The following is an 18,694-nucleotide window of genomic DNA, read 5'->3' on the forward strand; positions in this document are numbered from 1 at the left end:
TGCCAGGACTGCTCGGGCACCGGCCCGACGGTCCGTCAGCCCCCGTGCCGCAGGCCCAGGACGGCGAGGTTGGCATAGCCGTCGCCCGGGGTCCTACCCTGGTAGAAGGGGCTCAGCAGACCGTCCAGCTCGTCCGGGGTGAACAGGTCCTTGGCCGTGTCGAATCTCGCCAGCACCGGCGGCTGGCCGAGCACCGCCACCATCCCGCCGTGGACCACGAACAGCTGGCCGTTGACCCGCTCGGCAGCGGGCGAGGCCAGATACCCGACCAGCGGCGACACATGCTCGGGCGCCAGCGGATCGAGCCCCTGCTCCGGCGCGCCCATCGAGCCGACGAACACATCGTCGGTCATCCGGGTCCGCGCCCGCGGGCAGATCACATTGGACGTCACCCCGTAGCGAGCCAGCGCCGAGGCGCAGCTGAGAGTCAGTCCCACGATCCCGCCCTTGGCCGCCGCATAGTTGGGCTGCCCGGCCGAGCCGGCTACGAAGGCCTCCGAGGAGGTGTTGACGATCCGCCCGTACACCGGCCCGCCCACCGCCTTGGAGCGCTCGCGCCAGTGCGCGGCGGCGAACCGGGTGGTCGCGAAGTGGCCCTTGAGGTGGACGTGGACGACCGAGTCCCACTCCTCCTCCGACATCGAGAAGACCATCCGGTCCCGCAGGATGCCGGCGTTGTTGACCAGGATGTCGAGCTGCCCGTAGGTGTCCACGGCCACGTCGACCAGGGCGCGGGCGGCGTCCAGGTCGGCGACGTCGCCGTAGTGGGCCACCGCCCGGCCGCCCTCGGCGACGATCTCCGCGACGGTCTCGTCCGCCGGCGCGGCCGAGGCCCCGCCGCTGCCGTCCCGGCCGGGTGCGCCGAAGTCGTTGACCACGACATTGGCGCCGAGCCTGGCCAGTTCCAACGCCTCGGCGCGGCCGAGGCCCCGGCCCGCGCCGGTGACGATCGCGGTCCTGCCGGAGAGAGAAGTGCTCATGCCGGGACAGCTCCTTCTGCAGAGGTCGGCTTTCTCAGAGGTCGATGACGGTGCGCAGGGCCTCGCCGCTGCGCATCTGCTGCACCGCGTCGTTGATCCCCTCCAACCGGACGTGGTGGGTCACCATGCCCTCCAGGTCGAGACGACCGGCCCGCCACAGGTCGATGACGGTGCGGTAGCCGCGGAGCACGTCGGTGCCGCCGTAGAGGGAGGGAAGGATGCGCTTCTCGTTGAAGAACAGCTCGAACATGTTGAACTGCGCCATGTCGTCCATCGCCCCGGCGCCGACCACGACCAGCGCGCCACCGCGCCGCACCGCGTCGTACGCGGCCCGGACCGTGGCCGACTTCCCGACCACCTCGAAGGCGTAGTCGAAGCCCTCGCCGCCGGTCAGCCGCTGCTGTGCCTCGGCCAGCCCCTCCGGGGCCACCGCCTCGGTCGCGCCGAAGCGCAGCGCCCACTCGCGACGGGCGGCGACCGGGTCCACGGCGACGATCTGCGCCGCACCGGCGACCCTGGCGCCCTGGATGGCGGCGATGCCCACGCCGCCGCAGCCGATGACCACCACCGAGGACCCCGGCTCGACCTCGGCGGTGTGGATCGCCGCGCCCACCCCGGTGGTGACCCCGCAGCCGATCAGCGCGCCGACCTCGAACGGCACGTCGTCCGGCAGCTTCACCGCGCATCCGGCCGCGACCACGCTCTCCTCGGCGAACGTCCCGGTGCCGGAGAAGCCGAAGATGTCGGCGCCGTCGTGGTGGTAGTTGGGGCTGCCCATGTTGGCGAACCCGGCGAGGCAGAGGTTGCCCTCGCCGCGGAGGCAGCTGGGGCACTTGCCGCAGGGCGGCATCCAGCAGACGACGACATGGTCGCCCACGGCCAGCCCTTCGACGCCCGCGCCGACCTCGGTCACCTCGCCGGCGCCCTCGTGCCCCGGCACGAAGGGGGCGGGCTGCGGCAGCACGCCGCTCATCGCGGACAGGTCGGAGTGGCACAGGCTGGCCGCCCGCAACCGCACCTTGACCTTGCCGGGACCCACCTCGGGGAGGGTGACCCCGTCATGGACCTCGAGCTTCTCCTGGCCTGTCTCGTGCAGGACTGCTGCGCGCATGGCTGCTCCCCTGGTGGGTGCTCGGTGGTGGGTGCTCGGTGGTGGGTGGCTCCGAACGGAGCGGTGGTGGCTCAGTTGTAGGTGATGACGGTGTCGGCGAGGACCGGCGCGTCGGCGCGGTCCACCGAGGTGGCAGAGACCAGGAGCCGCTTGCCGTCCTCGTCCCAGACCCGGATCCGCAGGGTCTCGCCGGGGAAGAAGATGCCGGCGAAGCGGGTGCCGTAGCTGCGCACCCGGCTGGCATCGCCGCCGAGGACGGTGTCCACGACCGCCTTGAGCGTGGTCCCGTACGAGCAGAGCCCGTGCAGGATGGGGCGGTCGAAGCCGGCCAGCTTGGCGAAGTCCGGGTCGGCGTGCAGCGGGTTCCAGTCGCCGGAGAGCCGGTAGAGCAGCGCCTGGTCGTGGCGGACCGGCGCCTCGCGCTCCCACTCCGGCGCGCGCTCGGGCAGGGCGATGCGCTTGCTCTCGCCCCGTTCGCCGCCGAATCCGCCCTCGCCGCGGACGAAGACCTCGGTGTCGGTGGTCCACAGCGGGCCCTGCTCGTCGGCGGCCTCGCCGCGCATCACCAGCACCGCCGCCTTGCCCTTGTCGTAGGCCGCGGCGAGGCTGCTGGTGAGAACCGCCCGGCCCTCGACCGGCACCGGCCGGTGCAGCTCGATCCGCTGGCCGCCGTGCAGGACGTTGGCGAGGTTGATGTCCAGCCCGGGCAGGGTGAACACCCCCGCCTTGGCCAGGCCGCCGCCGGCGACGGTGACGAAGCTGGGCAGGACCTGCAGGTCCTTCTCATAGGTGTAGCGCAGCTCGTCCGGGTCGATCGCGGGACGCTGGGCCCCGGCGCCGACGCCGAGGTGGTAGAGCAGGACGTCCTTGGCTTCCCAAGCGAGGTCGGTGGTGCGCGGCGGGGCCGCGAGTGCCGTGACGGCGTCGATGGGCATCTGTCCTGCTCTCCTCTTGCTGCTGCTGTTTCCTGCTTGGTCCGGCTGCTTGGTCCTGCTGTTTGGTGGACCCCGACGCGTCCGTCCGCACCGTCGGACGCGTCGGGGCCGCTCTGCACGGGTCGCGGCTGGTTGGGTCGGCCGCGCCCGCGGGTCGGTGGGTCGGGCTCCGGCAGGGGCCCTTGTGCCGCAGCCTAGTAGAACGTGTTTCACCTGACTCACCGTCAGGTATAACGCATCACGGAGCCCTTGAGAACTCCCCGAGCCGCCCGACAGGTCAGCGCCGCAGCATGGTCACCACCGCCGCGCCGCCCAGTCCGATGTTGTGCGCCAGACCCACCCGCGCGCCTGCGACCTGCCGTTCCGCCGCCTCGCCGCGCAGTTGCCAGACCAGCTCGGCGCACTGCGCCAGCCCGGTGGCGCCCAGCGGATGGCCCTTGGAGATCAGACCCCCGGACGGGTTCACCACCCAGCGCCCGCCGTAGGTCGTCGCACCCTCGGCGACCAGCTTGCCGCTCTCCCCGTCCGCGCACATGCCCAGCGCCTCGTAGGTCAGCAGCTCATTGACGGAGAAGCAGTCGTGCAGCTCGACCACGTCCACGTCCTCGATGCCGAGGCCGGACTCCTGGTAGACCGCCAGCGCCGCGGCCCGGCTCATCGGCTTGCCGACGACGTCGATGCACGACCCCGAGGCGAAGCTCGCCTCCGTGTCGGTGGCCATGGCCTGGCCCAGGATCTCCACCGCGCGGTCCTGCAGCCCGTGCTGCTCGACGAAGCGCTCCGAGACCACGACGGCCGCCGCCGCGCCGTCCGAGGTGGGCGAGCACTGGAGCTTGGTCAGGGGCTCATGGATGGTCCTGGACGCCAGCACCTCCTCCAGGGTGTGCACGTCGCGGAACTGGGCCCTGGGGTTGGCCGCGGAATGGCGGTGGTTCTTCACTCCGACCAGGGCCAGCTGCTCGGCGGTGGTGCCGTAGCGCTCCATGTGCTCGCGGGCGGCGTTGCCGAAGATCTGCGCGGTCGGCGGCGTGGCCGCGAATCCATGCCCGGCCGCCATCACCCCGTAGTGCCGGGCCACCGGGCTGGTGGCGAAGTCGCCGGCCCCCGCACCCGCGCCGAGCGCGCCCCGGCTCATCTTCTCGAAGCCCAGCGCGAGGACACAGTCACTGCCGCCCCCCGCGACGAACTGACGGGCCATCATCAGCGCCGTGGAGCCGGTGGCGCAGTTGTTGTTGACGTTGTAGACCGGGATGCCGGTCAGCCCCAGCTCGTAGACGGCCCGCTGACCGGCCGTCGACTGCTGCAGGCAGTAGCCCACCGGCGCCTGCTCGACCTGCGCGTAGTCGATCCCGGCATCGGCCAGGGCGGCCTGCCCGGCCTCACGGGCCATGTCCCAGTACTGCCAGTCCCGGCTCTCCGGCTTCTCGAAGTCGGTCATGCCGACGCCGACGACGTATGTCTTTCCAGTCATTCGCCCGACTCCCGTCAGTGGCTGTGGTCAATCCCTCGGCAGCCCGAGGATGCGTTCCGCGACGACGTTCAGCTGGACCTGTGTGGTGCCGCCGGCGATGGTCAGGCAGCGCGCCATCAGGAAGGCCCGGGCCGCCTGGCCGCCCACCCCCTCCGACACCGCGCCCGCCGGACCGCACATCTCCAGCGCCAACTCGGCCACCTGCTGGGCATGCGGAGCCGACACCAGCTTGCGGACGCTGGCGCCCGGACCGGGGTCGAGACCGTCCAGGCTGCTCAGCGCCGTCCTGAGATCGATGCAGGTCAGGACATGCTCGGCGGCGACCAGCCGACCCAGTCGGGCGCTCCGGTCGCTGTCCGTCCCCAGGCCCGCACCCGACAGCGTCAGCAGCCTGCGCACCGCGTCGACGGTCGGGCTGGCGTCCGCCATGTGCACCCGCTCATGGCCCAGGGTGTGCCTGGCCACCCGCCAGCCGCCGTCCACCTCGCCGACCACCGCGTCGGACGGGAGGACGACGCCGTCCAGGAACACCTCGTTGAAGACCGAGTCGCCGGTGAGCTCGCGGAGCGGCCGGATATCGATTCCTGGAGTCGTCCGCATATCGACAAGGAAGTAGGTCAACCCCTGGTGCTTGGGCCGGTCCGGCGAGGTCCGCGCCAGCAGGATCCCGAAGTCGGCGGTGCGGGCGCTCGACGTCCAGACCTTCTGCCCGTCCACCCGCCAGCGCCCGTCCGGCAGTCGTACCGCGCGGGTGCGCAGCGATGCCAGATCTGAGCCGGCCTCGGGTTCCGAGAACAGCTGACACCAGGTCAACTCACCCTTCAGAGTCGACATCACGAAGCGTTCACGCTGCTCCGCGGTGCCATGGGCGACTATCGAGGGAATCACCCAGGTGCCGATGGTGAGATCGGGCAGCACCACCCCGGCAGCCCGCAGCTCCTGCTCCACCACCAACTGCCGCAACGCGTCCGCCCCGAGCCCGTACGGCGGCGGCAGGTGCGGAGCCGTCCACCCGCCCGGGGCCAGTCCGCGGCGCTGCTCAGCCGGGTCGAGCCCTCGGACGGCAGCGGCGGCGGCACGCGGTCCGGCGCGGAACTCCTCGGCCTCGGGCGGGAGTTCCAGCACCGGCCGGTCGAACCCCTGCTCCGCGGCGATCCGTGCCACCCGTCCGTCGAGTTCCGCACCGGCGCCCAGCAACTGACGCAAAGTCATCGCTCGCCGCAGCCGCAGATGCGCCGGATGCTCCCAGGTGAACCCGATCCCGCCGAGCACCTGGATACAGTCCTTGGCGTTCTCGAACGCCGCCTCCAGCGCCAGCGCCGCCGCGACCGCCGCCGCCAACGGCGCCGGGTCGCGCGCCGCCTGCCAGGTCGCGGCCCGGGCCGCCTCGGCCCGGACCAGCATCCACGAGCACAAGTGCTTGACCGCCTGGAACTGTCCGATCGGCCGCCCGAACTGCTCCCGCACCCGGGCATGCGCGACAGCCGTGTCCAGCGCCCACCCGGCAATCCCGCAGGCCTCCGCCGCCAGCACCACCGACGCCAGCGCCCGGACCTGCGCACCGTCCACATCGAGCCGCTGCTCCTCGGCCAGCAGCACCCCGGCGGCCCCGGCCTCGACCACCGCCAGCCCCCGGGTCAGATCCAACGCGGGACGCGGACGCACCTTCAGCCCCCCGGCATCCGCATCCGCGCCCGCATCCGTACCCACCGCGAACCAGCCCGACCCGCCGTCCTCCAACGCCGCAGCCAGCACCAGCACCTCGGCCTCGTCACCCCCGAGCACCGGACCGCTGCTCCCGCTCAGCCGCCACCCGTCGGCGACACGCTCGGCGCGCAAGCCGCCCGGCTCCAGCGCCAGCGCCCCCGTACAACTGCCGTCGCCCAGCCCGGCCAGCCACCGCTTGGCCTCCGCCCCATCGGCCGCAGCGAGCACCGTGGACGCCAGCAGCGTCGGCAGATACGCACCGGGCAGCACGGCACGGCCCGTCTCCTCCACCACCACGGCCAGGTCCAGCAGGTCTCCGCCGCCCCCGCCGTGCTCGCCGGGCAGGTGCAGGCCCATCAGCCCCTGCCCGGCGAGCCCGTCCCACCACGCCGCCCGCCCAGGACGCGCCCGCTCCTGCCCATCCACGGCAAGCGCGTCCCCAGCGGGCCCGTACCGTCCGAGCCGATCACGCACGACCTCCGGCGGGACCTCTTGCTCCAACCGGCCCCGCACGGCCGCCCGCAGCTGACGATGGTCCTCGCTGATCCCTATGGCCATGCGCTCCCCTTCGGCCCTCGGCTCCGGTCCACCCCGGCGGCATACGCTGCCAACCGGTATCTGACGCACCGTCAGATTAGAACCCGTTGTAGATTTCGGAAACCCCCGCCCCGCAGAACCTTCCCCGGGCACCTCCGCCGGTGGCCCGTGCGCGAGCGAAGGCCGCCCGGCGTACCGTCGAGTAGGGTCCAGACCCGGGACTACGCAGGCAGTGACAGGAGAGCAGCTCGGATGACGGACACCGACACGACAGCAACCACCGCCGGGGTGCCCTCCGCCGCTGTGCTCGCGGCGTTCGAGGGGGCGACCGGGTTCATGCCCGTGGGCGAGGGGCTGGCGCTGTATGCGGCGGCTGTCGCCGCGGCGGAGCGGACCGGGTTGCCGTTGCTGGAGGTGGGCAGCTACTGCGGGCGCTCCACGCTGCTGCTCGCCGACGCCGCCCGGCGGGCGGGTGTGACGGCGCTCACCGTCGACCACCACCGGGGGTCCGAGGAGCAGCAGCCCGGCTGGGAGTACCACGACGCCTCGCTGGTCGACCCGGAGGTGGGCCGGATGGACACCCTGCCGCGGTTCCGCCGCACCCTGCACGCGGCCGGGCTGGAGGACCATGTGATCGCCCTGGTGGGACGGTCTCCGCAGGTGGCGGCCGTGTGGGGTTCGCCGCTGGGGCTGGTGTTCATCGACGGCGGTCACACCGACGAGCACGCCACCGGCGACTACGAGGGCTGGACGCCGCACCTGGCCCCGGGCGGCCTCCTGGTGGTGCACGACGTGTTCCCGGACCCGGCGGACGGCGGCCAGGCCCCGTACCGGGTGTACCTGCGCGCGCTCGCCGAAGGCTTCACCGAGGTCTCGGTGACCGGCTCGCTGCGGGTGCTGCGGCGGGGCTGAGCAGCCGCCCCGCCCCGCCCCGTACCGGCACTGATCGCGGACAAGCTCCGCACCCCGGAGCCCGGCTTCGGTACGGTGGCGGGAACAGACGCGCCAGCGGGAGGCGGGGGAGGGACCGGCAATGGCCGATGCGGAGGACAGCGCACCTGCTGTGTGGGATCCCACAGCCAGGGACGGCGCGGGCGGCTGGGTGCGCCGTCGCGACCCCAAGACGGCGGCCATGTGGCAGCGGCCGGAGAACCAGGAGCCGGACGGGAGCCCGGAGGGCCCGGCGGAGCAGTCGGAGGCCGAAGCCGGCGAGGGACCGCAGTCCCCCGCCGCGTCCGACCTGTCGCCGCCGCCCGGGCCACCGGCCGTTCCACCACCCGGACCGCCGGCCACGCTGACAGCCCCGGCCCGGAACGCGGCCGCGAGCCCTGATTCCGGGCCCGGCCATGGCCCCGGACCCGCCCCCGACGGGGACGAGCCGACCTCCGTTCTGCCCCCGCAGCCGAGCACTCCGCCGCCGACGCAGTTCGACCAGCCGTTGGGCCGTCCCTACGTCCCCACAGCCAAGGACATACCGCAGGTCACGCCGCCGCAGGGCGGACCGGCTCCGGCCGGGCCGCAGCCACCGCCGACCGCGCCGGGAGCGGCGTACGGGTACCCGCCGCCGGCCCAGGGCACGCCGGGCTACAGCGCCCCCGGCTACGGGGCGCCGGGCTACCGGCCCCAGGGGGCTCCGGCCGCGCCGCAGTACGGCCCGCCCCCGGGCGGTGCTCAGCCGCCCTACCAGGGCCAAGGTCAGGGTGCGCAGGGCCCCTACCAGGGCCAAGGTGCCACCCTGCCCGGCCAGGCGCCGCACCAGCCGCAGCCGCAGCCGCACCAGACGCAGTACCAGCAGCCCGGCCAGCCCCCGCTGTACCCGATCCAGCCGCAGCCGCAGCACCAGTACGGCTACCCGCCGGCCTACCCCGGCGGCCCGGGCCCGGGCCCCGGCCCCGGTGGACCGGGCGGCCCCGGCGGCCCCGGCGGCCCCGGCGGCGGTGACGGTCGGCGGCGGAACCTTCCGCTGCTGATCGCCCTGGTCGTCGTGGTCGCCGCGCTGCTGGGTGTGGGCGCGGTCTGGGGTCTGGGCCTGACCAAGAACAAGGCCGCCGCGAGCAACACCACCGCGCCGCCGGTGGCCACCAGCGGCGCGCCCTCGACCAGCGCCGGCCCCTCGGACTCCGCCTCGCCGAGCGGCAGCCAGTCCGCCAGCCCCTCGGCGAGCGACACCGCGCAGGCCCAGTCGCAGGCGTCGGCCGTCGACCAGTTGCTCTCCACCTCGGCGAGCTCCCGTTCCCAGGTGGCCAATGCCGTCCAGGCGGTCGACAACTGCACCGACTCCGGCTCGGTCTCCAACGCCCAGAGCGTGCTGACCCAGGCCGCCCAGGCCCGGCAGTCGCTGTCCCAGCAAGCCGCCTCCCTGGACGTGTCCCAGCTCCCGACCGGGGCCGCCGCCGCGATGAAGACACTGAGCCAGGCCTGGTCGGAGTCGGCTGCGGCCGACACCGACTTCGCCACCTGGGCCGGGGCGATGGCCAACGGCGGCTGCACCCCCGGCAACTCCCCGCACACCGCCGATTGGAACAACGGTTTGAGTCAGAGCACCTCCGCAACCACCGACAAGAAGAGCTTCGTCGCGGCCTGGAACCCGATCGCGACCCGGTACGGCCTGGCGACAAGGACAGACGGTGAGATCTGACCACCCCCTCGACCGTTACGACGTCCCCGAGCCGCGCCGCCGGGCCGCGCGGGCAGCCACCGCCGCCGTGGTCGTGGCCGCCCTGGTGCCGCTGGGCTTCGCGGGCTGGCTGGGCTGGGAGGCCGTCGCCGGGCCCAAGAAGGACGGGAGCGGCGTGGCCGTGGGCAGCCTCCCGGCTCCGGGGCTGGCCACCGGACCGGCCGCCGGAGGGACCTCCGCCTCGGGAGCCGCCTCCGGCAGCGCGGGCCCGTCCGCCTCGCACCCGGCGTCCCGGGCGGCCTCAGCCTCGGCCTCGTCCTCGGCGTCCGCCGCCCACTCCGACGCCGGAAAGGTCCCGGCCGCGTCGGGGCAGCCCCTGGCGGGCAAGACCGTGGTGATCGACCCCGGCCACAACCCGAACAACGGCTCGTACGCCACCGAGATCAACAAGCTGGTCCAGATCGGCAACGGCACGACCAACTGCGACACCACCGGCACCGAGACCGACGGCGGCTACCTGGAGGCGGACTTCACCCTCGACGTGGCCCGGCGGGCCCGCACCCTGCTGGAGGCCGAGGGCGCCAAGGTGGTGTTCACCCAGGACGGCGCCACGACCTGGGGTCCCTGCGTCACCGAGCGCGCCGCCATCGGCAACAATGCCCACGCCGATGCGGCGATCTCCATCCACGGCGACGGGGCCCCGGCGAGCGACCGCGGCTTCCATGTGATCCTCCCGGCCGGCGTGGACCAGGGCGCCGCCGACAACCTGGCCATCGTGGCACCCTCCCGCACCCTGGGCGTCGATGTCCGCGCGGCCTTCCACAGCGTCACCGCCGAGCCGTTCGCCAACTACATCAGCAACGGATCCGGCCTCGACGTCCGCAGTGACCTGGGCGGACTGAACATGTCGAAGGTGCCCAAGATCTTCATCGAATGCGGCAACATGCGTAACGCGACCGACGCCGGGGAGATGACCAGTGCCTCCTGGCGGCAGCTCGCCGCGCAGGGGGTCGTCAAGGGGATCACCACCTTCCTGGAGAGCGGCAACTGACGGTGGGTCGCCGCTCCGGACGGCGGCGGCTTCGACGCCCGTTTCGACGCCGGTTTCGCTGCGTGATTCAACGTGGGTTTTGACGCGAACACACGAAACCGGAATGATCCAGACGTCTCCATCAAAGCCCGAACACCGTACGCTATGGGCGGTCCAAGCATCGCCCCACCAATCACGAGAGGGCTCTCACGGTGAACCCCAGAACCGTCACCAGGGGAGACGCGGCGCTCGCGGCTGCGGCGCTCCTGTTGCTGATCTCCTCGTTCCTGCCCTACTACAGCGCCGACTGCGGCAGCTCCACCAGCTGCACCGCCAACGCCTGGCACGGCAGCTTCTTCCCGCTGCTCCCCGCAGTGTTCTTCCTGGGCGTGATCGGCGCGGCGCTGGTGCTCGTCGGCCGGCTGATGCCGCAGGCGCCCAAGGTCGCCGGCATCGAACTGGCGCACTGGGGCACGGTGCTGACCGTCGCAGCGCTGTGGTCGGCGCTGTGGTCGCTGTTCTCCACCCCGTCCCCGCTGTTCAGTCACTCGTTCGGGGCATATCTCGGCTTTCTGTTCGCACTGTTGACGGCCGGTGCGGCGATCGCGACCCCGCTGCTGCCCGCTCTGACGGCACCGCTGGCCCCCGCGTCGCCGACGGCGCCGCAGCAGATGACCGGCCCCGGCGGCTACCCGACGTACGGTCAGCCGGGTCACCCCGGCCACCCCGGCCACCCCGGCCAGCAGCCCTACCAGCCGCAGCCGGGGCAGCAGTTCCACCACGGCCAGCCGGTGCAGCAGGCCCAGCCGGGCCAGCCCTTCAGCGGGCCGGTCGCCCCGGCGCCCAACCAGCAGCAGCCCCAGCCCCAGCCGTACCAGCAGCAGCCCAGCGGCTACGGCTACCCTCAGCCCGCCCCCGCGGCGTCCGCCCCGGCCCCGACTCCCGCCCCGGAGCCCACGCCCGCCGCGACCCCGCAGGACGCCCCGCCGCCGCGCGAGCGTGAGGACAACGCGACCGCGCTGCTCACGCCGGTGGTCAAGCCGCAGTCCTCGGCCGCAGCCGAGGAGCAGGCCGCCCAGCCGCACAACCTGGAGAAGGCGGCCCAGCCCGAGCCGGCCGCCGCGGCGCCTGCTGCCGCACCCGCCGCCGAGAGCCCGGCGGCACCGGCGTTCGCGCCGTTCTGGTTCGCCGTCCCCGCGCCCCGCGCGCTAGCTCCGGAAGGGGACGACGGGCCGTCCGTCGGCGAACTGGTCCCCGGCACCTGGTACCTGGCCATCGCGCAGCGCGGCGACGCCCTGCTCACCCAGACCCAGGAGGGCAAGCGCGGCCTGCTGTCCGACACCTCGGGCATCCAGCGCGGTTGACAGCGAGCGCACCTGCGCACACATCGGCGCCGGCATCGGCGCGCCTGACGGGCGCGGGCCGGGACAGTTCACCACTGTCCCGGCCCGCGCCCGTTGTGGCCTCACGCCACGCGCCCTACGCTCACCCCCAAGCAAAACTGACGGACCATCAGATCTGCTCCACGCCAGCCTCGACACCGACCTTGGGGGTCCCACCATGCGACTCGGGCTCGCACTCGGCTACTGGGGCGCCGCCCCCTCCCCCGGCTTCCTGGACCTCGCCGTCGAGGCCGAGCGCCTCGGCTACCACAGCGTCTGGACCGCCGAGGCCTGGGGCTCCGACGCGTTCACCCCGCTCACCTGGATCGCCGCCCGCACCACCACCATCCGCCTGGGCACCGGCATCGCCCAGATGGCGGCGCGCACCCCCACCGCCACCGCCATGCACGCGATGACCCTGGACCACCTCTCCGGCGGCCGGCTGATGCTGGGCCTGGGCCTGTCCGGACCGCAGGTCGTCGAGGGCTGGTACGGCCGGCCGTTCCCGCGCTCCCCGCTCACCGCCGTCCGGGAGTACGTGGACGTGGTACGCCAGGTGCTGCGCCGCGAAAACCCGGTGACCCTGGACGGCGCCTACCACCCGCTGCCCTACCCCGGCGCTGACGGCACCGGCCTCGGCAAGCCGCTGAAGCCGATCCTGCACCCGCTCCGGTCCGACCTGCCGATCCTGCTCGGCGCCGAGGGCCCCAAGAACATCGCCCAGACCGTCCGGATCGCCGACGGCTGGCTGCCGCTCTACTTCTCCCCCACCGCCCGGGGCGACGACCTCTACGCGGACGCACTGGCCCAGGCCCGCCCCGGCTTCACTGTCGCCCCGCTGGTCCATGCCCGCGTCTGCGAGGACGTGGCCGAGGGGCTGGCGCCGATCCAGGCCATGCTCGGCTTCTACGTCGGCGGGATGGGGGCGCGCGGTCGCAACTTCCACGCCGACCTGATGGCCAGGATGGGCTACGAGTCCGAGGCCCGGCGCATCCAGGAACTCTTCCTGGCCGGACGGCAGGACGAGGCCGTCGCCACCGTCCCCGCCGCCTTCGCCGACGAGATCTCCCTGGTCGGCCCACGCGCCCGGATCGCCGAGCGGCTGCAGGCCTGGACGGCGAGTCCGGTCACCGACCTGCTGGTCACCACCCGCGACCCGCTCACCCTGCGCACCCTCGCCGAACTGGTGCTGTGAGCGGAGCCACCCCTGTACCAACCGCGCCTGCACCACCCACACCTAATCCGACCAGCCTTGACGGAACGTCAGTCAAGCGTCAGGCCGTCCAGCCACAGCCCGACCACCCGGTCGTCGCCGATCACCTGGACGTCGTTCCTGCCGTCCGGCAGCCGCTTGTTGACCAGCAGCATCAGCTCCGCCGCGGGCCCCCGCAGCACCGCGTCGCCCTTGGCGTGCCCGTGCTCGTAGGTGAAGCCCTCCGGGGTGCGCCGCAGCAGCCATTCCCCCGGCACGTCGGTGCAGTGCACATGCAGGCTGTCGCCCTCGCCCTCGCCCCGCAGCCGGTCCCGGTTCGGGAACGCCCGGGACGCCGGTGCGAACGCATTGGCCAGCAGCTCGTCGATGTTGTCCGCGGCCAGCTCCGCGTCGATCCCGCCCGGCGTGCCGCCCACCGCCAGCTCGGCGTCGATCCGGTGCACCAGTGTCTCCTGTGCCATCCGCCGCCCCCACCAGCCGGTGCTGTGCTCCCCCGCCCAGCCCCACACCGGCACCCCGGGGCCGGCCTCCCGCAGCACCGCCGTCACCTGCAGGGCGCCGCGGAGCAGCCACTCGGCCAGTCCGGCCGGGTCGGCGGGGGCCTTGGCGTCGGGCAGGGCGCTCCAGTCGACCCGCTCCTGCGCACGGGTGCTGACGATCTGGGTCACCCAGCGGTGCACCTTGCCCAGATGGGTGCAGAGGTTGACGAGGCGCCACTCCGGGCAGCTGGGCACCATCACCTCGGGATCGCCCTCGGCCATCGCCGCGGCGAAGAGCCGCGCGTCCGCCTCCACCGCTGCCAGGTACCGTTCGTGTCCGAGCAAGTCCACCGCAGGTCACACCCCCTTCTGGAAACATCTTCCGTGTGCGTGGAAGTTAGCATCCCTCCGGGCCGGGCAGGCGTCAGAACATGAGCGGTCTCCTACGTCTGATCGGACTCGCCCTGTACATAGGGGCGCTGATCCTCGTCATCTGGTTCCTGCTGTACCTCTTCGACGCCAACACCGGCAACTCGGTGGTCAACTGGTTCCGTGAGGCAGCAGACTGGCTCGCCACCTGGTCCAGCCACCTCTTCCACGGCGCGGACATCCACAACAACAAGCTGCGCGCCCTGCTCGTCTTCGGCCTGCCGGCCCTGGTCTACGGAGCCGTCGGCAACGCCCTCGGGCGCACCGGCTCCCGCGAGTGACGGAGCGTCAGCACTCCTGCGGCGCGCAGCACTCGTCGGCGAGTCCGGTCGGAAGCTGTGCGCCGCCGAAGACGGTCGCGGTGGCCTCGTCCCCGCCCAGGGCCGCCACGGCCAGCAGCAGCGCGCCCGCCGTCCAGGTGGTGCGCTCCTCGGGCCAGACCGCGTCGTCCTCGAAGACGTAGCCGGTCCAGTAGCTGCCGTCCTGGTGGCGCAGGTGCTGGATGGAACGGAGTATCTCCACGGCGCGGTCGGACTCGCCGATCGCCCAGAGCGCCAGGGCCAGCTCGGCGCTCTCACCGCCGGTGACCCAGGGCCGGTCCGAGACGCAGCGGACGCCGAGGCCCGGCACCACGAAGCGGTTCCAGTCGCGTTCGATCCGCTCCGCGGCGGCCGCTCCGCGCAGCGCCGTCCCCAGCACCGGGTAGTACCAGTCCATGGAGTAGCGGTCCTTGTCCAGGAACGCCTCCGGGTGTCCGGCTACCGCGTGGCCGAGCCGTCCGGCGGCCAGCTCCCAGTCGGGCTGCGGCTCCTCCAGGCAGTCGGCGATGGCCAGCGCGCACCGCAGCGCATGGTGCACGCTGGAGCAGCCGGTGAGCAGCGCCTCGTCCGGCGCGCTCCCGTCCTCGTCGCGGCGCCAGGCGACGGTGCCGTCGGCCCGCTGGAGGCCGAGGACGAACTCGACCGCGCGGACCACGGTGGGCCAGACCTCCTCCAGGAAGGTGTCGTCGCCGGTGGCCAGGTGGTGGTGCCAGATCCCGACGGCGATGTAGGCGCAGAAGTTGGACTCCCGGTTCCGGTCCGTCACCACGCCGTCCGTGTAGGCGGAGTACCAGGAGCCGTCCGGGTTCTGATGCCGCATCAGCCAGCGGTAGGCAGCCTCGGCGGCGGCGTGCTCGCCGGCCACGTCCAGGGCCATCGCGGCCTCGGTGTGGTCCCAGGGGTCCAGGTGGCCGCCGGCGAACCAGGGGATGCCGCCGTCGGCCTGCTGGTCGGCGAGGATGCTGCGGACCGTGGCGGCGGCCTGCCCGGCGTCCAGCACACCCGGCAGGACCAGGACCTCGGGGACGGCGACGGGCCCGGTGCCCGCCGTCACCCGAGCACCGTCCGGTCGGCCCGGGGCTTGGTCGCATAGGCGACGAAGCTCTTGCCGATCAGCGGGTTCAGCGCGCTCTCGGCGGCCCGGGTCAGTCTGCTGATCACCGGGGTGCCGACGATGTCCCAGACCAGCAGCTGGTGGTAGGCGCGGACCGGCAGCGCCTTGTCATTGTCGACGCCGACCGCGCACTTGATCCACCAGTACGGCGAGTGCAGCGCATGGGCGTGGTGCTGACCGTAGGGCTCCAGCCCGGCCTCGCGCATCCTGCCGACCAGCTCGTCGCCGCGGTAGATCCGGATGTGGCCGCCCTCGACCTCGTGGTACGCGTCCGAGAGCGCCCAGCAGACCTGCTCGGGCAGCCAGCGCGGCACGGTGATCGCGATGGAACCGCCGGGCTTGAGCACCCGGACCATCTCGGCGAGCACGCCCTTGTCGTCCGGGATGTGCTCCATCACCTCGGAGATGATGACCTTGTCGAAACTGTCGTCGGGGAAGGGCAGCGCCAGCGCGTCGCCCTCCATCGCGACCGCCGAGGCGCCGGCCGGGGCCTCGCCCTCCTGCTCCATCGCCGAGAACCAGCGCTTGACCTCGCGGATCTCCTCCGCGTTGCGGTCCAGGGCGATGACGCGGCCACCGCGCCGGTAGACCTCGAAGGCGTGCCGGCCACCGCCGCAGCCGAGGTCGAGCACCCGGTCGCCGGGGGCGATCGGGAAGCGGGAGAAATCGACGGTCAGCACGGTCGCGGGGCTCCATTCGCGTCGTCGACGCCGACGGCTTCGGGCAGTCGGGCAGTCGGGCGTCGGTCACGTGGGAAGACAGGGGGAGGGTCGGGCAGGGATTCGAAGGCTCGAAGGGTTCGCGGGCGACGGGTCACCCGCGGGCTAGACGTACCTCCAGCCGTCGCCGGTCCGGGCGCGTTGCCCGACGCCGGTGGCGATGGCCTCGCGGTAGCGCTCGGCGGTGAGTTCGGCGGCGCGCTCCCAGGTGAACCGGGCCAGCACCCGCTCGCGTCCGGCGGCGCCGATCCTGGCCCGCAGTTCGGCGTCGTCCAGCAGCCGGCCCAGTGCCACCGCGAGCGCTCCGGCGTCGCCCGGGGGCACGGCCAGGCAGGTCTCGCCGTCGGCGCCGGAGACCTCGGGGATCGCGCCGCCGGTGGTGGCGACCAGCGGGGTGCCGGTGGCCATCGCCTCGGCGGCGGGCAGCGAGAAGCCCTCGTAGAGGGAGGGCACGCAGGCGACCTCGGCGCTGCGCACCAGGTCGACGAACTCCTGGTCGTCGATGCCGCCGCGGAACTCCACCGCGCCCTCCAGGCCGAGCCTGCGGATCGCGTCGGCCACCGGCCCGTCCTCGCGCCGCCGGCCGACCACGACCAGGTGCGCCTCACGCTCGGTGCGGACCTTGGCCAGCGCTTCGACCAGGTGGACCAGGCCCTTGAGCGGGACGTCCGCGCTGGAGGTGGTGACGATGCGTCCGGGCACTACCGGCACCGACGGGTCCGGCGACCAGAGCCGGACGTCCGCGCCGATCGGCACCACATGGATCCGCTCGGGGCGCACGCCGAGGTGCTCGCTGATCTCCCGGCCGGAGCTCTGCGAGACCGTCAGGATCGAGTCCAGCCGCTGGGCGACCCGGCGCTGCATCCGGGTGAAGCCGTACCAGCGGCGCACCGACAGCTGCTTGAGCGGGCCCTCGGCGGCGGCGAGGTCCAACTCCCGGTCCACGGTGACCGGGTGGTGGATGGTGGTGACCAGCGGGAAGCCGATGCGCTCCAGGCCGAGCAGGCCGTAGCCGAGGGTCTGGTTGTCGTGCACGACGTCGTAGCGGCCACGGTGCCGGGCCAGGTGGCGACGGGCCCGCATGCTGAAGGTCAGCGGCTCGGGGAAGCCGCCGGTGCGCATGGTGGCGTACTCGACCACGTCGGCGAGGCTGCGGTACTCGCCGAGGCGGGGATTGCGGAACGGGTCGGGCTGCCGGTACAGGTCCAGGCTGGCGATCTCGGTGAACGAGAGCCTGCCCCGTTCGACCTGGTCCAGCACCGGGTACGGCTGGCCGCCCAGCACCTCGACGTCATGGCCGAGCCGGGCCAGCTCGCGGGAGAGGTGACGGACGTAGACACCCTGCCCACCACAGAAGGGGTTGCCCTTGTAGGAGAGCAACGCGATCCGCAGCGGCCGGTCAGCGGGCGCGTGGCCCCGCACGGCACTGGTCACCTTGGATTCTTCTCCTCTGTCAGCGGCTGCCTCGGTCAGGGTAATCTAGAACACGTTCCAATGATGCAGCGCATGGAGCCCCTGAGATTACCGGCCCGTAGCTTTCGGCTCCGGAGCAGGGCTGGTGATTCGCGCCACCCGTGGTGTCTGCGCCATCATTCGGAACACCGACAGCACAGCGCCGACAGCACGACGACCCAGACGGGGTGAGCGACCTGACCACCAACCCCAGGCCGCCGGCCGCGCCGCCGCTCACCGAGCGGCAGGAGGCCCGACGCCGCCGGATCCTGCACACGGCGGCCCAGCTCGCCTCCCGCGGGGGCTTCGACGCCGTGCAGATGCGCGAAGTCGCCGAGAGCTCGGGCGTCGCTCTGGGCACGCTCTACCGCTACTTCCCCTCCAAGGTGCACCTGCTGGTCGCCACCATGCAGGACCAGCTCCAGCTGATGCAGTCACAGCTGCGCAAGCACCCGCCCTCCGCGACCGACCCGGGCGCCCGGGTCACCGAGACGCTGATGGGCACCTTCCGCGGGCTGCAGCGCGAGCCGCAGTTGGCCGAGGCCATGGTCCGGGCGCTGACCTTCGCCGACCGCTCGGTGAGCGCCGAAGTGGACCAGGTCAGTCGGCTCACCGCGGTGCTGATCACCGAGGCGATGGCGTTGGACCACCCGCTGAGCCGCGACCAGTTGGCCGCGGTGCGGGTGATCGAGCACACCTGGCACTCGGCGCTGGTCACCTGGCTGAGCGGGCGCGCCTCGATCGCGCAGGTGCGGATCGATCTGGAGACGGCCTGCAAGCTGCTCGCGGAGTAGCTGCCGTCGGTTTTCGGGTGCGGCATGAGCATGGCTTGTCGCGCAGTTCCCCGCGCCCATGGGGGCTGCAACTGAGCCACTGCGGGCGAGTTGCACTGTCCAGGGGCGCGGGGAACTGCGCGACAAGCCAGCAACGGTCCACACCTGAAAAAAGAACCGCACCCCCGTCAGTCCGGCGGAAAGACGGGCTCGCTGCTCCCGGCGAGCCGCAGGCGGATGGCCTCGACGGGACAGCTCTCGGCCGCTGCCAGCAGGGACTCCGCCGCGTCCGCCTCGTCCTCCACCGGATGCGACTGCCGCGCGGCGTCCAGCCGGAAGCCGTCCGGCGCCGAGGCCACGCAGAGCCCGGAGCCGATGCACACCGACCGGTCCACCTCCACCCGCCAGCGGTCCCCCATCAACCC

17 protein-coding genes are annotated in these 18,694 nt (G+C 72.9%); 7 read left to right on the forward strand and 10 right to left on the reverse strand.

Features of this window, described 5'->3' with window-relative positions:
* Positions 1–35: 35 nt before the first annotated feature.
* From TR46_RS15670 to TR46_RS15690, 5 genes are all read right to left on the reverse strand, one after another.
* Positions 36–980, reverse strand: a complete 945-nt coding sequence (locus TR46_RS15670) for a 3-oxoacyl-ACP reductase (protein WP_042400675.1) — start codon at positions 978–980, stop codon at positions 36–38.
* A gap of 34 nt (positions 981–1,014) precedes the next feature.
* Positions 1,015–2,091: a Zn-dependent alcohol dehydrogenase gene (locus TR46_RS15675; protein ID WP_042400676.1), complete on the reverse strand. Its 1,077-nt coding sequence runs from the start codon at positions 2,089–2,091 to the stop codon at positions 1,015–1,017.
* A 71-nt stretch (positions 2,092–2,162) separates the two neighbouring features.
* A complete protein-coding gene (chsH3, locus tag TR46_RS15680; RefSeq protein ID WP_042400680.1) occupies positions 2,163–3,026 on the reverse strand; it encodes an enoyl-CoA hydratase ChsH3 in 864 nt (287 codons plus the stop codon).
* Between the two features lie 277 nt (positions 3,027–3,303).
* Positions 3,304–4,497, reverse strand: coding sequence for a lipid-transfer protein (locus TR46_RS15685; protein ID WP_042400683.1), 1,194 nt, complete (start codon positions 4,495–4,497; stop codon positions 3,304–3,306).
* 27 nt (positions 4,498–4,524) lie between these two features.
* Positions 4,525–6,762 (reverse strand): acyl-CoA dehydrogenase family protein, encoded by a 2,238-nt coding sequence (locus tag TR46_RS15690; RefSeq protein WP_042400686.1) that lies wholly within the window; start codon positions 6,760–6,762, stop codon positions 4,525–4,527.
* Positions 6,763–6,993: 231 nt separating this feature from the next.
* On the opposite strand from TR46_RS15690, the gene TR46_RS15695 reads away from it, so the two are divergent.
* The 5 genes from TR46_RS15695 (at position 6,994) to TR46_RS15715 (ending at position 12,965) form a co-directional block, all read left to right on the forward strand.
* A complete protein-coding gene (locus TR46_RS15695) occupies positions 6,994–7,653 on the forward strand; it encodes a class I SAM-dependent methyltransferase (protein WP_042400689.1) in 660 nt (219 codons plus the stop codon).
* A gap of 121 nt (positions 7,654–7,774) precedes the next feature.
* The gene (locus TR46_RS43100) at positions 7,775–9,379 is read left to right on the forward strand and encodes a hypothetical protein (RefSeq protein ID WP_152626513.1); all 1,605 of its coding nucleotides are present in this window, start codon (positions 7,775–7,777) and stop codon (positions 9,377–9,379) included.
* Positions 9,369–10,409: an N-acetylmuramoyl-L-alanine amidase gene (locus TR46_RS15705; RefSeq protein WP_042400695.1), complete on the forward strand. Its 1,041-nt coding sequence runs from the start codon at positions 9,369–9,371 to the stop codon at positions 10,407–10,409. The genes TR46_RS43100 and TR46_RS15705 overlap by 11 nt, the downstream gene beginning before the upstream one ends.
* Before the next feature lie 191 nt (positions 10,410–10,600).
* A complete protein-coding gene (locus TR46_RS38005) occupies positions 10,601–11,752 on the forward strand; it encodes a DUF5336 domain-containing protein (protein ID WP_152626514.1) in 1,152 nt (383 codons plus the stop codon).
* Between the two features lie 196 nt (positions 11,753–11,948).
* Positions 11,949–12,965, forward strand: coding sequence for an LLM class F420-dependent oxidoreductase (locus TR46_RS15715; protein ID WP_042400698.1), 1,017 nt, complete (start codon positions 11,949–11,951; stop codon positions 12,963–12,965).
* Positions 12,966–13,033: 68 nt separating this feature from the next.
* On the opposite strand, the gene TR46_RS15720 is transcribed toward TR46_RS15715, so the two are convergent.
* On the reverse strand, positions 13,034–13,813 hold the full coding sequence (locus TR46_RS15720; RefSeq protein WP_042400700.1) for a maleylpyruvate isomerase family mycothiol-dependent enzyme: 780 nt from the start codon (positions 13,811–13,813) through the stop codon (positions 13,034–13,036).
* A gap of 80 nt (positions 13,814–13,893) precedes the next feature.
* On the opposite strand from TR46_RS15720, the gene TR46_RS15725 reads away from it, so the two are divergent.
* Positions 13,894–14,172, forward strand: coding sequence for a hypothetical protein (locus tag TR46_RS15725; protein ID WP_042400703.1), 279 nt, complete (start codon positions 13,894–13,896; stop codon positions 14,170–14,172).
* 7 nt (positions 14,173–14,179) lie between these two features.
* Here the strand turns inward: TR46_RS15725 and TR46_RS15730 are convergent, their stop codons facing one another.
* From TR46_RS15730 to TR46_RS15740, 3 genes are all read right to left on the reverse strand, one after another.
* The gene (locus TR46_RS15730) at positions 14,180–15,265 is read right to left on the reverse strand and encodes a prenyltransferase/squalene oxidase repeat-containing protein (RefSeq protein WP_042400705.1); all 1,086 of its coding nucleotides are present in this window, start codon (positions 15,263–15,265) and stop codon (positions 14,180–14,182) included.
* Positions 15,262–16,005 carry a class I SAM-dependent methyltransferase gene (locus TR46_RS15735; protein WP_042400708.1) on the reverse strand — a complete coding sequence of 248 codons (744 nt, stop codon included), beginning with the start codon at positions 16,003–16,005 and terminating at the stop codon, positions 15,262–15,264. The genes TR46_RS15730 and TR46_RS15735 overlap by 4 nt, the downstream gene beginning before the upstream one ends.
* Before the next feature lie 144 nt (positions 16,006–16,149).
* Positions 16,150–17,478 (reverse strand): glycosyltransferase family 4 protein, encoded by a 1,329-nt coding sequence (locus TR46_RS15740; RefSeq protein ID WP_042400709.1) that lies wholly within the window; start codon positions 17,476–17,478, stop codon positions 16,150–16,152.
* A gap of 215 nt (positions 17,479–17,693) precedes the next feature.
* On the opposite strand from TR46_RS15740, the gene TR46_RS15745 reads away from it, so the two are divergent.
* Complete coding sequence (locus TR46_RS15745; RefSeq protein ID WP_030251215.1) at positions 17,694–18,290, forward strand: TetR family transcriptional regulator; 597 nt, start codon at positions 17,694–17,696, stop codon at positions 18,288–18,290.
* A 167-nt stretch (positions 18,291–18,457) separates the two neighbouring features.
* Here the strand turns inward: TR46_RS15745 and TR46_RS15750 are convergent, their stop codons facing one another.
* Complete coding sequence (locus tag TR46_RS15750) at positions 18,458–18,688, reverse strand: ferredoxin (protein ID WP_042400715.1); 231 nt, start codon at positions 18,686–18,688, stop codon at positions 18,458–18,460.
* Positions 18,689–18,694: the final 6 nt, after the last annotated feature.

It is taken from the genome of Streptacidiphilus carbonis, from assembly GCF_000787775.1.
In the GTDB taxonomy this organism is placed as follows: domain Bacteria; phylum Actinomycetota; class Actinomycetes; order Streptomycetales; family Streptomycetaceae; genus Streptacidiphilus; species Streptacidiphilus carbonis.